Here is a 16,259-nt window from a genome sequence, read left to right as displayed (position 1 = left end):
TCCTCGGTCGGATCGGCGGACTGGATGCGCGTCAAGGCGCTGAAGGGGCTGACGCCGAACGTTACCGCAACGGCGCGCCGCCCGCACCCGGCCTCGCCGCCGTGACTCAGTCAACCTGACTCAGCCGCCGCCCAGCAGCCGCAGCAAGCGCCACAGGAACTTGCACACCAGCACGATCAGCTCCCACAACTGCGCGAGCTGGTGCCAGCCTGCGGCACTCGGCGGATCGATCACGTAGAGAATGCGGCCGCGCTTGCCCGCATCGGCGCCGCGAGCCGCGGCTCGCCGCCCGCGGCCTCGCTCGTGCGGAATACGGCCACCGCGGCGTCGAGCTGCGCCGCCTGCTCTTCGAGCGACGCGGCGGCAGCGGCCGCCTGTTCGACGAGCGCGGCGTTCTGCTGCGTGACCTGGTCCATCTGCGCGACGGCCTGGTTGACCTGCTCGATCCCGGTCGACTGCTCGGACGACGCCGAGCTGATCTGCTCGATGATGGCGGTCACGCGGCGCACCGAGGCGACGACCTCGTCCATCGTCGAGCCCGCGCGCGCCACGAGCGCGCCGCCCGCCTCCACACGCTCGGCCGACGCGCCGATCAGCGCCTTGATCTCCTTGGCGGCGCTCGCGCTCCTCTGCGCCAGCGTGCGCACCTCGCCCGCGACGACCGCGAAGCCGCGCCCTTCTTCGCCGGCGCGCGCCGCTTCGACCGCGGCGTTGAGCGCCAGGATGTTGGTCTGGAACGCGATCCCTTCGATCACGCCGATGATGTCGCCGATCTGATTCGAGCTCGACGCGATCTCGCTCATCGTGCGCACGACTTCGCCGACGACTTCGCCGCCGCGCTCGGCCGTATGCGACGCTTCGGACGCGAGCCCGTTCGCCTCCCGGGCATGATCGGCGTTCTGCTTCACCGTCGAGGTCAATTGCTCCATGCTCGCGGCGGTCTCCTGGAGCGACGCGGCCTGCTGCTCGGTGCGCTGCGACAGGTCGGCGTTGCCGGCGGCGATTTCGCGCGCGCCGTGCGTGATCGCCGCCGAGCCGCCGCGCACCTGCGCGACGGTCTTGGAAAGCGCCGCCTGCATGCGCGCAATCCCTGCGAACAGACGCCCCATTTCGTTGCGCTGCGAGGTATTGACCGCGCCGGTGAGATCGCCCGACGCGATGCGCTCGAAGTGGCGCACGGCCGCATCGATCGGCCGCACGACCGCCGCGACGAGCGCCCCGCGCGCAAACACGCCGATGACGAAAGCGGCCGCCGCCAGCACGGCCGCGGCGATTACGAGCCGATGAAACTGCGCCTGCGCGTTGTCGAAGCGCGCCTGCTGATGCGCGACCTGCTGCGCCTCGAGCGCCGTCATCGCCTGCTCGTAGCGCGCATAGAGCGCATCGGCGGTTTGCGCCTGGATCGTGCGGAACGTGTTGAAGTCGTTTTGCTGGAGCGCCTGGAACTCCGGCTCGATCGCCTGCGCGACGAGCGCTTCGCGCGCCGCCTTGACGGCGTCGGCGAGGCGCGCTTCGTCGTCGGCGCGCGGCTTGTCGAGGTAGGCGGCCCAGTTCGCGTCGCTGTCCTTGAGCACGGCGTGCGCCTTCGGCAGCAAGTCGTCGCCCGCGCGGCCCAGCGAAAACAGCGTCTCGAAGTTGCCGAGCGCAAGACGCACCTGCAAGAGGCGCTCGGAGCTCGTCTTCAGATGCGTGAGCGCGGCCGTATCGGTCGCGTACATCTGCTCGAGCGCGTCGTTGCTCTGCCTGAGTCCCAGCATGCCGACGAACATCGCGGCAATCAGCGCGAGCGTATAGCCCGCAATCGTGAGCGTGAGCCCGCCCCGGATCGTGAAGCGTTTGAACATGACAATCGGCGTGCGGCCGCTCGCGTCGAGACGGCGCACGTTCCCCCTCCGTAGTGGTGTGATGCGCGCACGGAGGGCTCTCTGAAGGAGCGTCTGGGCTGGCTGACCCGACCTGCTGCGAGTGGTCTGTTCGGGCGCGTCGTGCGTGCGGCGCCGCCCAATCTAAGCGTTTCCTCGGGATTGCGCAATGCCTGAAAGCACGGGCGTTGCAAGCGCCCTCAAGTCCTGCGCGCCGCTGCCGTAAAAGCGGTTTAGAGAGCCTGCATCGCGCGCAAACAAGCAGGTCCGCAACGCCAACTGGAGACATTCCCATGACGCGCTTCAGCTTCAAACGGGTCCGCAAATCGCATTCGCTCGTCGGCGATATCGCCGTGCAGGCGGGCAAGCTCGGCATCGAGATCTGCGATGTCTCGGGTCATGTCGACGAAGTCGCGCAGCGCGTCGCGCGGCAGGCGCAGGTGTGCCGGACGCTGCGCGAATCGGCCGCGGTGACGATGCAAGGCAATCACCAGATCGCCGAGGCGGCGCGCCAGGTGCGCGTCGTGAGCGCTCAGGCGTCGTCCGAGGTCGAGCAGTCGCAAGCCACGCTCGACGCGGCGCTCGGCGATATCCACGGGCTCGTCGAAGGCGTGACCGTCATCGAAAGCCAGATCGGCTCGCTGCGCGCCGCGCTCGACCATGTAAGCAAGGTTTCGGAAGAAATCTCGCTGATCGCGCGGCAGACACACCTGCTCGCGCTCAACGCGGCGATCGAGGCGGCCCGGGCCGGCGAATCGGGCAGAAGCTTCGCCGTGGTCGCCGCCGAAGTGAAGAATCTCTCCAGCAAGACTGCGCAGGCCACCGCGCAGATCGAAACGACGCTCGCGCAGCTCACCCAGCAGACCGACCGCCTGATCGCCGAAGGCACCGAGAACACGGCCCGCGCGCATCGCGTGAAGGACGGCACGCGAATGATCGGCGAAGTCGTGCAATCGACGGGTCAGGCGATCACGCAGCTGCACGGACAAGCCGAGCAGATCGCGACGCTCACGGGCGAGATCGAATCGCAATGCGACGGTCTCGAAGCACAGGTGCTGGAGATCGCGAGCGACGTGGAGGATTCGAGCGAGAACTTCGCGCGTGCGAAGGACCGCTTGGGCAGCCTGCTGTCGGTATCGGAGACGTTGATCGAGCTGACCGCGGCGACCGGCGCCGAAACGCCGGACACGCGCTTCATCGCCGCCGCGCAGGAGACGGCGGCCAAGATCGGCAAGCTCTTCGAGCGCGCAGTGGAGCGCGGCGAGATCGCGCTCGCCGATCTCTTCGACACCGCCTACGCGCCGATCCCCGGCACCAACCCGCAGCAGTTCATGACGCGCTTCACCGCCTTCACGGACCGCGTGCTGCCCGCGCTGCAGGAGCCGCTGCTCTCGCTCGACGAGCGCGTGGCGTTCTGCGCGGCCGTCGACGTGCGCGGCTACCTGCCGACGCACAACCTGAAGTTCTCTCAGCCGCAGGGCTCCGACCCGGTCTGGAACGCCGCGAACTGCCGCAACCGCCGGATCTTCAACGACCGCACGGGCCTCGCCGCCGGCTCGCACACCAAGCCGTTCCTGCTGCAGACCTACCGACGCGACATGGGCGGCGGCACGTTCGCGATGATGAAGGATGCTTCAGCGCCGATTTTCGTCAGCGGACGGCATTGGGGCGGCGTCCGGATCGGCTATCGAGGATAGTTTTCCCGCTGCCGAGCCTTTATCCGAAAAAAGGTTTCGCGCCCGCCGCCTCCCTTCGCTATCATGACCGCCAACACGCGCGCGGCCTGCCGGAAGCCGCCGCGTGCGGTTCATTTCACGGAGGAAGCCACCCATGAGCATCATCAAAGAATTCAAGGAGTTCGCCCTCAAGGGCAACGTGATGGACCTCGCAGTCGGCGTCATCATCGGCGGCGCCTTTTCGACCATCGTCAACTCGGTCGTGAAAGACCTGATCATGCCCATCGTCGGCGTCGCGACCGGCGGGCTCGACTTCTCCAACAAGTTCATCCGTCTCGGCGACATTCCCGCGAGCTTCAAGGGCAATCCCGATTCGTTCAAGGACCTGCAGACGGCCGGCGTCGCTGTGTTCGGCTACGGCTCGTTCATCACGGTGCTGATCAACTTCATCATCCTCGCGTTCATCATCTTCATGATGGTGAAGTTCATCAACAACCTGCGCAAACCCGCCGAGGCCGCGCCGGCCGAGCCGCCGCCCACGCCCGAAGACGTGCTGCTGTTGCGCGAGATCCGCGATTCGCTGAAGAAGTAGCCGCTTTAATCAGCCGCATCAGTCACACGGGCGCAGCGCCGTTCATCCCCTGCGCCTTCGCATTGGCCGCGCTCTGGATCACCTCTTCGAGCTGCATGAAGTTCACGGGCTTCGTGAGGTGCGACGTAAAGCCGGCCGCGAGGCAGCGCCGCACGTCTTCGTCGGTGCCGAAGCCGGTCAGCGCGACCGCCGGCGCCTGCGAGCGTGCGCGGAACGCGCCGATGAAATCGAGCCCGGTCCCGTCGGGCAGGCCCACGTCGCTCACGATCAGGTCGAACACGACGCTCTGCGCCGCCGCCAGCGCGTCCGACACGCGCCCCGCCACCGTCACGTCGTGGCCGAGGCCGCGAATGAGCTGCGCCATCACCTCGGCAGTGTCCTCGTGGTCCTCGATCAAGAGGACCACCAGCCGCTCTTCGGCGCGCCGCTCGGCGGGCGCCGCCGGCGCCGGCTCGCGCGCCGGCGCGGGCGCGGTCGGCAGCGTGATCGTGAAGGTCGCGCCGCAGTGCGGCCCCGGGCTCGCCGCTCTCACTGTGCCGCCATGCACGTCGGTCAGCGCCTTCGTGATCGCGAGCCCGAGACCGAGCCCGCCGAACTGCTGCGTCATCGTCTGGCTGCCCTGCTCGAACGCGTTGAAGAGCTTGCCGATCTGCTCCGGCGCAATGCCGATGCCCGTGTCCTCGATCTCGATCTCGAGCTGCATGCGGCCGTCGCGCGTGCGCACGTAGATGTGGCCGCCATCGGGCGTGAACTTCGCGGCATTGCGCACGAGGTTCCAGAGCATCTGCTGCAGGCGCGCGCGATCGGCGAGCACGTGGTGATTCTCCGCGCGCTTGTCGACCTGAACGTCCTGCTGCTTGACCTGGATCTCGCTGCGAAACAGGTCGAGCACGGCGTCGATCACCTCGTGCACGTCGACCGTCTCGAGCGACAGCCGCAGCTTGCCGTTCGCGACGCGCGTGAGATCGAGCAGGTCGTCGATCAGGCGCGCCTCGAGCTCGATGTTGCGGCGGATCATCTTGACGCTCGAGCGCGCGGCGTCGGGCAGGTTCGTCATGAGCTCGAGCACGCGCGTGCCGGCCAGCACCGGCGTGAGCGGCGTGCGCAGCTCGTGCGAGAGCATTGCCAGGAAGCGGTCTTTCGCGCGGTTCGCCTCTTCGGCCGACTGGCGCGCGGCCTGCTCGGCCGCCAAGATGCGCTCGCGGTCTTCGATCGCCTCGCGCTGCGGATGGATATCGGTGCAGCTGCCGAACCATTTGCTCACGCGGCCGCTCGCGCTGCGCACCGCGACGATGTGCGCGTCGAACCAGCGGTACTCGCTGTTGCGCGAACGGATGCGCAGCTCGTGGCGGTAGTCCGACGCGTCCATGCGCACCGTATCGAGCCAGGTCCGGCGAATCTCGTCGCGATCGTCGGGATGCACGGCGTCGAGCCAGGCGAGGCCGCGCAGCAGATCGGCGTCGAGACCCGTGTACTTGCACCACTGCGTCGAGAGGAAGTCGCAGTCGCCGCTCGCATCGAAGGTCATCACGAGGTGCGGCAGCGCCTCCGACAAGCTCCGGTAGAACAGCCCGCGCTCGCGCAGCAGCGCGGCCTCCTGCGAGGCGCGCTGCATGCGCAGCTGCGAGAGCACGCGCTCGACCGCCTCGGGCAGATAGTCGAGATAGCCCTCGGACTTCGGCACGACATCGGAGATGCCCGCGCGCAGCGCCTCGATCACGCGCGATTCGTCGGCGAAGCCGGTGACGAGGATCGCCGGCAGCCGCACGCCTTCCGCGCGCAGGCGGCGGAAAAAGTCGAGCCCCGTTTCGGCGCTGTTCAGCTGATAGTCGAGCACGAGCAGATCGGGCGCGTCGTTTGCGATGCAATCGCGCGCGGCGTTCACGCTCGCGCAGGCGAACACGCGGCAGCCGGCGCGCTCGAGCGATTTGCGCGCGAGCCGCAGGATGCCCTCGTCGTCGTCGACGACGAGCACATGAGCAGGCTCGGGAATGGAGACTTCGTCGGTCATGCTGGTCTTATCGTTGAGTTCATTGTTCTTGCTGCACGCCGCGCACGCGAGCCCGCATCATGACGCCCCCCGCAGCGGCTGCTCCGGCAGCGACACGAAGAACGTCGCGCCGGCCCCTTCGATCGATTCGACCCAGGCGCGCCCGCCATGCCGCTCGGTCATGCGGCGCACGAGCGCGAGGCCGATGCCGTCCCCCTTCGCAACGTCGCCGTGCAGGCGCTGGAACGCGTTGAACATCTTGGGCATGCAGGCTTCCGGGATGCCGAGCCCGTTGTCGCGCACGAAGTAGGTGCGCAGCGGGGGCGCATCCAATGCAGGCTCGCCACCCTCCCTGCCTTCGCCGGACGCGCCCTCGGGCGCGGCAAGCGCGCCGATCTCGATGCGGCCGGGCCGCGCCGGATCGAGATAGTTGAGCGCGTTGCCGATCAGATGCCCGAAAATCTGCTCGATCGCACCGGGGTCGCCCCAGGCCAACGGCAGCTCGCCCACGCCGATCACGGCGCCACGCTCGGCAATTGCCGGCTGCGCACGCTGCACGACCTGCTCGACGACGCGCGCCACGTTCACGCGCTGCCATTGGTATTCGAGCCGGCCTGCGCGCGAAATGCGCAACAGCGCGTCGATGATCGACGCCGAGCGCGCCACGGCGGTGCGCAGAAAATACAGCGACTCGCTCAAGTCGCCGTCGAGCACTCGCGCGAGGCGGTCGCGGTCATGAGGCGGCAATTGCGCCGCATCGAGCGTCGAGCGCAATTCATCGCACGATACCTGCAGCTCGCGCGAGAACCCCTGCAGGTTCACGAGCGGCGAGCGCAAATCGTGGGACACGCTGTAGATGAACATCTCATTGTCCTGCGTCTGCTGGCGCAGGTCGCCGTTCACGCGCGTCAGCTCCTCTGCGCGCGCCTCGAGCTTCTCCTTGAGCGCCGCCTGCTCGTGCTCCGCATCGCGCAGCCGCTTGCTGGTCTGGTGCAGCACCGCATCGAGCTGCGCGATCTCGTCGTCGCCCGAAAGCGGCGTGCCGAGCGGCTGGCTGCGCCCCAGGCGCTCGGCCTTGGCCGTCAGCGCGGCGAGCCGCCGCCCGATGTTGCCCGCCAGTGCAAGCGCGGCCAGCGCCCAAATCAGCATCGAGCCCGCCAGCGCCGCGATCAGCGCATCGCGCTGCTCTTCGCGCGTGGCCGCAAGCGCCGCGCTGCGCTCGCCGTCAAGCCGCGACTCTTCGGCGACGAAGGCGTCGAGCTGCTGGCGAAACACCTGGATCTGCGGCGGCAGCGGCGTGCCCTCGAAGGCCGCCAGCACGATCGGGTGCCCGCCGCCGGAAAGCGCCTCGTAGACCTGGCTGGTCTGCGCCCGGTAAAGGTCGACCGCCTCCCGCATGCGCCGCACGCGATCGAGCTGCAAGGGGTTGTCGGCGACGAGGCTTTGCAGTTGCGAGAGCCGGTCGTTGATGTCGATCCAGACTGCGTGCTTGTCGATGAACGACGCGTCGTCGACGATGATGGCGGCCCGCAGGCGCGAGGCCTGGCGCAGCAGCGGGTCCATGATCGTGGAAGCCTGGTAGAGCACCTGCTTGCTGCGCGAGGCCCACAGCGCGGCCTGCGCCGCCTGCCCCTGCGTTTCGAACAGAACGCCGAGCAGCGCAAGCTCGACGATGCTCGGCACGGCGATCAACAACAAACCCTTGGTGAACAGTTTCATGTGCCGTTGGCAACTCTCTTGACTCGCGCCGGGCCGGTGCCGCCCGCGGGTCGGCGAAGCACAGCCGCGAGGCCTCGCCGGACGCCGCGAAAATGCTTGATAACAGCGCGCGCGAGCCCGGACCGGCCCATTATCGGGTCAGTTTTGAGATATTACAACGGAGCCCGAAGAAGCGACGCCGTACAGAAAGATGGCTTTTTTGTGTCGTCGGAGCGCACGCGGACGAAACTCGGGCCTATTATTGAGACACACGCCGAATACAGCAGGGAGCGCGAACCGCAGCGATTCGGCAGCAGCGTGCGAGTGTTTCGGAACGCGCGGGCAAGACGTCGATTCACCGTGAATCCGCCATTTTCGTATGCTATAAAAGATCGACGTGCGGCGCGCGAAGCCGGGAGTGGTCGCATGAGGACGATGTGTTTCTTGCAATCCTTTTTCAGGCGAATTTTTATGTCCTTCCCGAAAAAGCGTCGGCGTGTGCGAGTGGACAACGAGGAGTCGTTCCTCGCGGTGCTGCGTCACTTCAAGCCGTTCAGCCAGCTCGATACGAAGATCGCGCGGGCGCGTGCACAAGACGAACCGGTTCTCTATGCCCATGTGCTGCCGGGGCTCGACGTGCTGCTGTGCAGCGTGCGCGGCGCACAGCCGCCCTATCCGGCCATCGAGGAACTGCACCGCCGCTGCATCGAGTCGATCGCCAACGCGCTCGAGCAGCCGCTCGACGGGCTCGAGAACGGCGGGTACTGGTACGAGGCGAACGGGTTCGGCTTTCTCGTGTTCGCGAGCCGCGCGCGGGCGCGGATCCTGCCGGAATTCGGCGCGAGCACGACGCGGCGCGGGGTGCGCCGCCAGGATGCGGGAGACGCGGCGCCGCGTTCGTTCCGTTGACGTGACGGCCTGCCGGCGCTTCAGCGCCGCGGCCGCACCACGTCGATGAACGCGGCGAAGTCCGCGTCCGCGAGCCCCATCGCCCCCGCCAGCCGCAGCACCTGCTGCACCGCCCCCGCCACCGGCATTGCCGCGCCGACCTCGCGGGCGGCGTCGGCCACCGTGTCGACATCCTTCTGATACGTCTTCAGCGCGCCGATCGGCGCAAGCTGCGCGCCCGTCATGCGCGGCACGAAAGTCTGCAGCAGCGTCGAGTCCGCCCAGCCGCCCGCGAGCGCCTCCGTCAGGCGCGCCGCATCGATGCCGGAGAGCTGCGCGAGATTCACCGCTTCGGCGATCGCCGCGATCGTCGCGGAGACGATCGCCTGGTTGCACAGCTTCGCCGTCTGTCCCGCGCCCGCCTCGCCCATGTGCGTGACGCGCGCGGCGTAGGCACGGATCGCCGGCGTGACAGCGGCGACATCGTCGGCCGCGCCGCCCGCCATCACCGCGAGCGTGCCCGCCTCGGCGCCCGGCACGCCGCCCGAGACCGGCGCGTCGACCCAGCCCACGCCCGCTGCCGCGGCGCGCTCGGCATAGAGGCGCGTGGCCGAAGGCGGGATGCTCGAATGATCGACGATCCAGCGCACGCGGCTCGCGCCGGCGTCGGCCGTGTCTTCGCCGATCACGCCGCCCAGGCCGAAGACGACCTCTTCGACCGCATGCGCGTCCGAGACGCACAGGAACACCGCTTCCACGCGCGACACCAGCTCGCGCGGCGTATCGACGGCATGCGCGCCGTCAGCCACGAGCGCTTGCGCTTTCGCGCGCGTCCGGTTCCAGACCCACACCGTATGGCCCGCGCGCAACAAATGCCGAACCATCGGCGCGCCCATCAGGCCGGGCCCGCAAAATCCAATGTCCATTTCGACTCCTCGACTTCATGGACTGCCCGCGACCGCTTCGCCCGGCAGCGCGCTCATCATACCGATCGCGCCGCCGGCAGGCATGCCGTTGGCGCTATGGGCGGCGTCACACCGAGCAGTGCCTATACTTGTTCGAGAATCGAAGGGTCATTCACCAGGAAGGAAGAGAAAGGAGACGACCATGAGCGACCACGTCTACAAGCAGATCGAGCTGACCGGCTCGTCGACGCAATCGAGCGACGACGCGATTCGCTGCGCGATCGCGAAAGCATCGAAAACGCTGCGAAATTTACATTGGTTCCAGGTCACCGATACGCGCGGCCATATCGAGAACGACAAGGTCGTTCACTGGCAGGTGACGATCAAGGTGGGATTGCGCATCGACGATTGATCGACGCCAGGGGCCGGCGCAAGCGCGCCAGCCCCTGAAAGACGCGCGCTTACTTCGGCAGCGCGCCGTCGACGCCTTCGACGTACCAGTTGATCCGCTGCAGCTCCGGATCGGCCAGCGTCTTGCCCGCCGGAACCTTCTCCGCGCCCGACTGATCCTTGATCGGGCCCGTGAACACGTCCCACTTGCCGCTCGCGATCTGGTCGCGCTTCGCGGCCACGTCCTTCTGCCCGTTGGCCGGGATCGCCGCCGAGTTCAGGTCTTCGAGATTGACGGCCTTTTGCGGAATCCCCCACCAGACCGGCGCGTTCGTCCACTTGCCGTCGAGCACCTGCTGGATCGCGGCGGTGTAATAGACGCCCCAGTGCCCGACCACCGAGCCCAGGTGCGCGTCAGGCCCGAACTTCTTCATGTCCGAGTCCCAGCCGAACGCGTGCACGTGCTTCTCGGAGGCGGTGGCGAGCGTCGCGCTCGAATCGGTGTTCTGCAGGAGCACGTCGGCGCCCTGCCCGATCAGCGTTTCGGCGGCCTGCTTTTCCTTGCCCGGATCGAACCAGCTGTTGATCCAGATAACCTTCGTATGAATCTTCGGATTCACCGAGCGCGCGCCGAGCGTGTAGGCATCGATGTTGCGCACGACCTCGGGAATCGGCACCGACGCCACGAAGCCAAGCGTATTCGTCTTCGTCACGTAGCCCGCCACGACGCCCGCGAGGTACGCTCCCTGATACATCCGCACGTCGTAGGTGCCGAAGTTCGGCCCCTTCTTGTAGCCGGTCGCGTGCAGGAACACGACATCGGGGAAGTCCTTCGCGACCTTCAGCTCGAAATCCTGATAGCCGAAGCTCGTGCCGACGATGACCTTATTCCCTTTGCTCGCGAGATCGCGGAACACGCGCTCCGAGTCGGCCGACTCGGGCACGTTCTCGACGCGCGTGACCTTGATCTTGCTGCCGAACTTCGCCTCCGCTTCCTTCGAGCCCGCATCGTGCGCGAAGGTCCAGCCGGCGTCGCCCGGGTTGCCGAGGTAGACGAACGCCACGCTCGGCGCATCCGCGGCCTGCGCGGCCGGCGCAAGCGCGCCGGCGAGCGCGAGCGCCGCGGCGGCGAAGGTGGTCAGCATTTTTCTTCTCATCGAAATTCTCCTGGTCGTGTGATTGATGTGCGATGGGTGAACAAAACGAAAGGGACTAAATGGTAAGAGCAGGCGCTCAGCTCGTTGCGAAGAACGGCTTGCCGAGCGACGCGGGCGCATTGAGCTTGATCGTGTTCGGATTGCGCGAGATCACCGCCAGCACGACGACGGTCGCGAGATACGGCAGCATCGCGAGAAATTGCGTCGGCACCGGCACGCCGATTGCCTGCGCGTAGAACTGCAGGCCCATCACCGCGCCGAACAGCAGCGAGCCGATCAAGAGACGCCCCGGCCGCCACGTCGAGAACACCACGAGCGCGAGCGCGATCCAGCCGTAGCCGGCGGTCAGCTGCTCCTGCCAAAGATGCAGATAGACGATCGAGTAGTAGCCGCCCGCGAGCCCGGCCATGCCGCCGCCGAACAGCACCGCGCCGTAGCGCACGCCGATCACCGGAAAGCCGACCGAGTGCGCGACCTGCGGCGACTCGCCGACGGATCGCAATACGAGCCCCGCGCGCGTGCGATAGAGGAACCAGCCGACCACGCCGAACATCGCGAAGGCGAGATAGCCGAGCGGCGTCAGGCTGAAGAACGCGGGGCCGAGCACGGGAATGTGCGAGAGGCCCGGAATCGGCCAGACGCCGATCGTCTCGCGCACGGCCGCCGACGTATACGGCTTGCCGACATAGGCCGACAGACCGATGCCGAAGATCGTCAGCGACAGCCCTGTCGCGACCTGGTTGGCGAGCATCGTCAGCGTGAGGAAGCCGAACAGCAGCGCCATCGCGACGCCGGCCGCGATCGCCGCGGCGACGCCGAGCCAAGGGCTGCCGGTGATGGCGGTCACGGCGTAGCCGCTGACGGCGCCCATCAGCATCATCCCTTCGACGCCGAGGTTGAGCACGCCCGACTTTTCGGTGACGAGCTCGCCGACGCCCGCGAGCATCAGCGGAATCGCGGCGATGACGGCGGTCGAGGCGAGCGTGCTGGCTTGTTGAATGTCCATGTGTCTGAAATCTGCTTTGTGTGTCTGCGTGTCGTATCGATTGCGTGTGCGCCGTGGGCCGCGCGTGGCCGTCTCAGTGCGCCGCCGCGCTCGCCCTGCGGCGCACGCGGTAGTTGACGAACAGGTCCGCGCCGAGCAGGCAGAACAGCAGCAGGCCCTGGAACACGCCGCTCAGCGCCTGCGGCAACTGCAGCGAGGTCTGCACCGCTTCGCCGCCGAGGTACAGCAGCGCCATCAACAGGCTGGCGAGCACGATGCCGACCGGATGCAGCCGCCCCACGAACACGACGATGATCGCCGTAAACCCGTAACCCGGCGACCACGTCGCCTGCAGTTGCCCGATCGGCCCCGCGATCTCGCCCATCCCGGCGAGCCCCGCGAAGCCGCCGCTGATGAGCAGCGACATCCAGATCGTCTTTTTGTCAGAGAAGCCCGCATAGCGCGCCGCGAGCGGCGCGAGCCCGCCGACGTTCATCCGGTACCCCGCAAAGCTCTTGCGGATAAAGAGCCAGACGAGCGGAATCGCGGCGAGCGTGAGGAAGATCGATGCGTTCAGCCGCGTGCCGCGCAGGAATTTCCAGTGCCAGTCGCCGCCGAAGGCCGGATAGAGCGCATCGCCCGAGAACATCTCCGAGAGCGGGAAGTTCATCCCTTGCGGATCGCGCCACGGGCCGCTCACGAGGTAGATCAGCAGTTGCGTCGCGACATAGGTGAGCATCAGGCTCGTCAGGATCTCGCTCGTGTTGAAGCGGCTCTTCAGGAATGCGGGAATCGCCGCCCACACCATGCCGCCCGCGACGCCCGCGAGCATCATCAGCGCGAGAATCCACCAGCCCGCCGATTGGTCGAAGTAGATCGCGACGCCGCTCGCCGCGATGCCGCCAAGCAGCATCTGCCCTTCGGCGCCGATGTTCCAGACGTTCGCGCGATAGCCGATCGCGAGCCCGAGGCCGATCAGGCACAGCGGCGAGGCCTTGAGCAGCAGCTCGGACCAGCCGTTGATGCTCGACAGCGGCTCGATGAAGAACGCGTGCATCGCGTCGACCGGGTCCTTGCCGACGAGGCCGAAGATCAGGAAGCCGATCGCGAGCGTGAGCAGCGCGGCGATCAGCGGCACCGCGAGCTGCATCTTGCGTGACGGCGTGGTGCGCGCTTCGAGTTGATAGGGAAAGTGCATGGTTCGGTCTAGATAGCGTGTCGTTTTATCTGTCGATGCGCGCCGGGCGCGGCGCGCGAATCGCGTGAAGCAGGCGCGCTGCTAGGCATGCGCCGGCTCTTCGGCAGGCGGCGGCACGGCCCCCTTGCCGTCGAACAAGCCCGCCATCCAGAGGCCGATCTCCTCGGCGTTGGTCTCGCCGGTCTTGCGCGACGGCGACAGGCGTCCGCGCGCGAGCACGGCGATCCGGTCGCAGATGTCGAACAGCTCGTCGAGCTCCTCCGAGATCACCAGCACCGCGACGCCGCGCGCCGACAGGTCGAGCAACTGCTGCCGGATGAACGCCGACGCGCCCACGTCGACGCCCCAGGTCGGCTGCGCGACGACGAGCACCTTGGGCGCTTGCAGCATCTCGCGCCCGACGATGAACTTCTGCAGATTGCCGCCCGAGAGCGACTGCGCGAGCGCGCCGGGGCCGCCGCAGCGCACGTCGAAGGCCTCGATGCAGCGTGTCGCGAACGCCTGCATCGCGCGGGCGCTGATCCATCCCGAGCGCACCATCTGCTGGCGGTGGCCGGTCAGGAGCGCGTTCTCGGCGAGCGACATCGCCGGCACCGCGCCGCGCCCCAGGCGCTCTTCCGGCACGAACGCGAAGCCGAGCCGGCGCCGTCCGCCCGCGCCAAGCCGGCCCGCGGGCTTGCCGCAGATCGTCACGGCGTCGTCCTTGGCGCCGCTGTGCTTCTCGCCCGAGAGAGCCGCCAGCAGTTCCGCCTGCCCGTTGCCCGACACGCCCGCGATGCCGAAGATCTCGCCCGCGTGGACATCGAACGAGACGTGCTCGAGCGAGGTGCCGAACGGGTCGTCGCTCGCGACCGAGAGGTTCTTCACCGAAAGCAGCACCTCGCCCGGCTGATGCGGGCGGCGCGTGTAGTCGGGCAGCGAGTGCCCGACCATCAGCTGCGCGAGCGACGCAGGCGTTTCGTTGCGCGGCGCGACGTTGCCGGTCACGCGGCCGCCGCGCATCACGGTGGCCGTGTCGCAAAGCTCCTGGATCTCGTCGAGCTTGTGGCTGATGTAGAGAATGCTGCAGCCTTCGGCCGCGAGCCGCCGCAGCGTCTCGAAGAGCTTGCGAACCGCCTGCGGCGTGAGCACCGAGGTGGGCTCGTCCATGATCAGGAGCCGCGGATTCTGCAGCAGGCAGCGCACGATCTCGACGCGCTGCCGCTCCCCGACCGTCAGGCTGTGCACGTGGCGCTGCGGATCGATGTCGAGTCCATACTCGGCCGACACCTCCTTGATGCGCTTGCCGAGCGCCTTCATGTCGAACTTCTCGTCGAGCGCGAGCGCGATGTTCTCGCCGACGGTCAGCGTCTCGAACAGCGAGAAGTGCTGGAACACCATGCCGATGCCGAGCTTGCGCGCGGCCGCCGGATTGGCGATCTCGACGGCCTGTCCTTCCCAGCGGATCTCGCCGGCATCGGGCCGCACCGCGCCGTAGATGATCTTCATCAGCGTGCTCTTGCCCGCGCCGTTCTCGCCGAGCACGGCGTGGATCTCGCCGGGCAGGACGACGAGGTTCACGTCGTCGTTCGCGCGCACGGCCGGGTATTGCTTGCTGATGCCCGCGAGCGCGAGACGCGGCACTTGGGGCGCGCCGCCTGTGCCCGTGGTGCGTGAGTCGAGAGTGGTGGAGTCGCCCATGTAATCCAGTCGCTAAGCCGAATAAATCCAAAACGAAAATATTTCTAAAACGCCGCCGCGCCCCGCCAATCCACGCGCCCGGCGCGCGGCCGCCGGGTGACGATACCCAAATCGGGCCATACCGTCGAGCCGACAATAATCACTGCGCCCCCGCCGCAAAGCCGCGCCGCGCCGTGCTTTGGGGGTATCCCACCCTTGACGCGCCTTTATGACCATATTAAAAACGATATAACCCCTCCCCAGTTCGATCAGCCGAAACATATAAACCGGAGAAATCATGAGTCAGCAACGCGAGGCGATCGACACTTATCTACTGCGCGTCTTGCACACCCTCTTGATGGAGCGCAGCGTGACGCGCGCCGCCGTCAAGCTCAATCAGTCGCAACCCGCAATCAGCGCGGCGCTCAGGCGCCTGCGCGACATCACCGGCGATCCGCTGCTCGTGCGCGGCAAGTCCGGCATGGTCCCGACCGAATACGGCCTGCGTCTGCTCGAGCCCGTGCAGAACGCGCTGCGCGAGATCGAGCGCATCAAGTTCCAGCAGCACAACTTCGATCCGGCCACTTCGATCCGCTGCTACCGGATCGGCTGCCCCGACTACCTCAACGTGCTGTTCGTGCCGACCGTCGTCGAGCGCTTCCGGCTGGCCGCGCCCAATGCGACGCTCGAATTCCATTCGCTCGGCCCCGCGTTCGACTACGAGCTCGCGCTCGAGGACGGCAAGCTCGACATCGTCGTCGGCAACTGGCCGGAGCCGCCCGAGCAGTTGCACCTGTCGAACCTGTTCGTCGACAAGATCGTCTGCCTGATGAGCAACACGCATCCATTCGCCAAGCGCGGCAGCCTCACGCTCGACCAGTACCTGAACGCCCCGCATCTCGCGCCGACGCCCTACTCGGTCGGCCAGCGCGGCGCGATCGACGTGCACCTTGCGCGCGAGCGCCTGAAGCGCCACGTGGTCGTCACGCTGCCGTACTTCAATCTGGCGCCGTACGTGCTCGTCAAATCCGACCTGATCTTCACGACCACGCGCCTCTTCGCCGACCATTACGCGAAGTTCCTGCCGCTGACCGTCGTGCCGGCGCCGCTCGATTTTCCGCCGATGCAGTACTACCAGCTGTGGCACGAGCGCTGCCACTATTCCGACGAGGTGCGCTGGCTCCGCGGGCTCGTCGCCGAGGCGACCAGGACGCTGATCGATCCGTCGTCAGGTTCCTGACCGCGCCGCGCGGCAAGCC

At 67.4% G+C, this 16,259-nt stretch carries 13 protein-coding genes; 5 read left to right on the top strand and 8 right to left on the bottom strand.

Features of this window, described 5'->3' with window-relative positions; genetic code table 11:
- Positions 1-230 precede the first annotated feature (230 nt).
- Positions 231-1,844: a methyl-accepting chemotaxis protein gene (locus tag FAZ69_RS17760; RefSeq protein ID WP_136896540.1), complete on the bottom strand. Its 1,614-nt coding sequence runs from the start codon at positions 1,842-1,844 to the stop codon at positions 231-233.
- A gap of 311 nt (positions 1,845-2,155) precedes the next feature.
- On the opposite strand from FAZ69_RS17760, the gene FAZ69_RS17755 reads away from it, so the two are divergent.
- Positions 2,156-3,559: a methyl-accepting chemotaxis protein gene (locus FAZ69_RS17755; RefSeq protein WP_136896397.1), complete on the top strand. Its 1,404-nt coding sequence runs from the start codon at positions 2,156-2,158 to the stop codon at positions 3,557-3,559.
- A gap of 133 nt (positions 3,560-3,692) precedes the next feature.
- Positions 3,693-4,130 carry a large conductance mechanosensitive channel protein MscL gene (gene mscL / locus FAZ69_RS17750; protein WP_136896396.1) on the top strand — a complete coding sequence of 146 codons (438 nt, stop codon included), beginning with the start codon at positions 3,693-3,695 and terminating at the stop codon, positions 4,128-4,130.
- Between the two features lie 22 nt (positions 4,131-4,152).
- Here mscL and FAZ69_RS17745 read toward each other — a convergent pair whose 3' ends face one another.
- The gene (locus FAZ69_RS17745; RefSeq protein WP_136896395.1) at positions 4,153-6,141 is read right to left on the bottom strand and encodes a hybrid sensor histidine kinase/response regulator; all 1,989 of its coding nucleotides are present in this window, start codon (positions 6,139-6,141) and stop codon (positions 4,153-4,155) included.
- A 57-nt stretch (positions 6,142-6,198) separates the two neighbouring features.
- A complete protein-coding gene (locus FAZ69_RS17740; RefSeq protein WP_136896394.1) occupies positions 6,199-7,839 on the bottom strand; it encodes a sensor histidine kinase in 1,641 nt (546 codons plus the stop codon).
- Between the two features lie 405 nt (positions 7,840-8,244).
- Between FAZ69_RS17740 and FAZ69_RS17735 the strand changes: the two genes are divergently transcribed.
- On the top strand, positions 8,245-8,727 hold the full coding sequence (locus FAZ69_RS17735) for a hypothetical protein (protein ID WP_136896393.1): 483 nt from the start codon (positions 8,245-8,247) through the stop codon (positions 8,725-8,727).
- A 20-nt stretch (positions 8,728-8,747) separates the two neighbouring features.
- On the opposite strand, the gene FAZ69_RS17730 is transcribed toward FAZ69_RS17735, so the two are convergent.
- Entirely contained in the window at positions 8,748-9,632 is an 885-nt protein-coding gene (locus tag FAZ69_RS17730; RefSeq protein WP_136896392.1) for an NAD(P)-dependent oxidoreductase, read from the bottom strand.
- A gap of 181 nt (positions 9,633-9,813) precedes the next feature.
- On the opposite strand from FAZ69_RS17730, the gene FAZ69_RS17725 reads away from it, so the two are divergent.
- The gene (locus FAZ69_RS17725; protein WP_136896391.1) at positions 9,814-10,023 is read left to right on the top strand and encodes a dodecin; all 210 of its coding nucleotides are present in this window, start codon (positions 9,814-9,816) and stop codon (positions 10,021-10,023) included.
- Between the two features lie 49 nt (positions 10,024-10,072).
- Here FAZ69_RS17725 and FAZ69_RS17720 read toward each other — a convergent pair whose 3' ends face one another.
- The 4 genes from FAZ69_RS17720 to FAZ69_RS17705 all read right to left on the bottom strand — a co-directional run bounded on the left by FAZ69_RS17720 (position 10,073) and on the right by FAZ69_RS17705 (position 15,021).
- A complete protein-coding gene (locus tag FAZ69_RS17720) occupies positions 10,073-11,158 on the bottom strand; it encodes a BMP family ABC transporter substrate-binding protein (protein WP_136896390.1) in 1,086 nt (361 codons plus the stop codon).
- Positions 11,159-11,234: 76 nt separating this feature from the next.
- The gene (locus tag FAZ69_RS17715) at positions 11,235-12,164 is read right to left on the bottom strand and encodes an ABC transporter permease (RefSeq protein WP_136896389.1); all 930 of its coding nucleotides are present in this window, start codon (positions 12,162-12,164) and stop codon (positions 11,235-11,237) included.
- Positions 12,165-12,237: 73 nt separating this feature from the next.
- Entirely contained in the window at positions 12,238-13,341 is a 1,104-nt protein-coding gene (locus FAZ69_RS17710; protein WP_136896388.1) for an ABC transporter permease, read from the bottom strand.
- Positions 13,342-13,422: 81 nt separating this feature from the next.
- A complete protein-coding gene (locus FAZ69_RS17705) occupies positions 13,423-15,021 on the bottom strand; it encodes an ABC transporter ATP-binding protein (protein WP_136896387.1) in 1,599 nt (532 codons plus the stop codon).
- A 277-nt stretch (positions 15,022-15,298) separates the two neighbouring features.
- Here FAZ69_RS17705 and FAZ69_RS17700 point away from each other — a divergent pair, with 277 nt between their 5' ends.
- Positions 15,299-16,240, top strand: a complete 942-nt coding sequence (locus FAZ69_RS17700; RefSeq protein WP_136896386.1) for a LysR substrate-binding domain-containing protein — start codon at positions 15,299-15,301, stop codon at positions 16,238-16,240.
- The last annotated feature ends 19 nt before the right edge of the window (positions 16,241-16,259 follow it).

It is taken from the genome of Trinickia terrae, assembly GCF_005144415.1.
GTDB classification, from domain to species: Bacteria; Pseudomonadota; Gammaproteobacteria; order Burkholderiales; family Burkholderiaceae; genus Trinickia_A; species Trinickia_A terrae.
This window is presented reverse-complemented; position numbering and strand designations above follow the sequence as displayed.

Coding starts and splice junctions, on each gene's coding strand:
- FAZ69_RS17730 (WP_136896392.1), bottom strand. CDS start 9,632: ATGGACATTGGATTTTGCGGGCCCGGCCTGATGGGCGCGCCGATGGTT.
- FAZ69_RS17755 (WP_136896397.1), top strand. CDS start 2,156: ATGACGCGCTTCAGCTTCAAACGGGTCCGCAAATCGCATTCGCTCGTC.
- FAZ69_RS17740 (WP_136896394.1), bottom strand. CDS start 7,839: ATGAAACTGTTCACCAAGGGTTTGTTGTTGATCGCCGTGCCGAGCATC.
- FAZ69_RS17725 (WP_136896391.1), top strand. CDS start 9,814: ATGAGCGACCACGTCTACAAGCAGATCGAGCTGACCGGCTCGTCGACG.
- FAZ69_RS17710 (WP_136896388.1), bottom strand. CDS start 13,341: ATGCACTTTCCCTATCAACTCGAAGCGCGCACCACGCCGTCACGCAAG.
- mscL (WP_136896396.1), top strand. CDS start 3,693: ATGAGCATCATCAAAGAATTCAAGGAGTTCGCCCTCAAGGGCAACGTG.
- FAZ69_RS17760 (WP_136896540.1), bottom strand. CDS start 1,844: ATGTTCAAACGCTTCACGATCCGGGGCGGGCTCACGCTCACGATTGCG.
- FAZ69_RS17715 (WP_136896389.1), bottom strand. CDS start 12,164: ATGGACATTCAACAAGCCAGCACGCTCGCCTCGACCGCCGTCATCGCC.
- FAZ69_RS17700 (WP_136896386.1), top strand. CDS start 15,299: ATGAGTCAGCAACGCGAGGCGATCGACACTTATCTACTGCGCGTCTTG.
- FAZ69_RS17705 (WP_136896387.1), bottom strand. CDS start 15,021: ATGGGCGACTCCACCACTCTCGACTCACGCACCACGGGCACAGGCGGC.
- FAZ69_RS17745 (WP_136896395.1), bottom strand. CDS start 6,141: ATGACCGACGAAGTCTCCATTCCCGAGCCTGCTCATGTGCTCGTCGTC.
- FAZ69_RS17735 (WP_136896393.1), top strand. CDS start 8,245: ATGAGGACGATGTGTTTCTTGCAATCCTTTTTCAGGCGAATTTTTATG.
- FAZ69_RS17720 (WP_136896390.1), bottom strand. CDS start 11,158: ATGAGAAGAAAAATGCTGACCACCTTCGCCGCCGCGGCGCTCGCGCTC.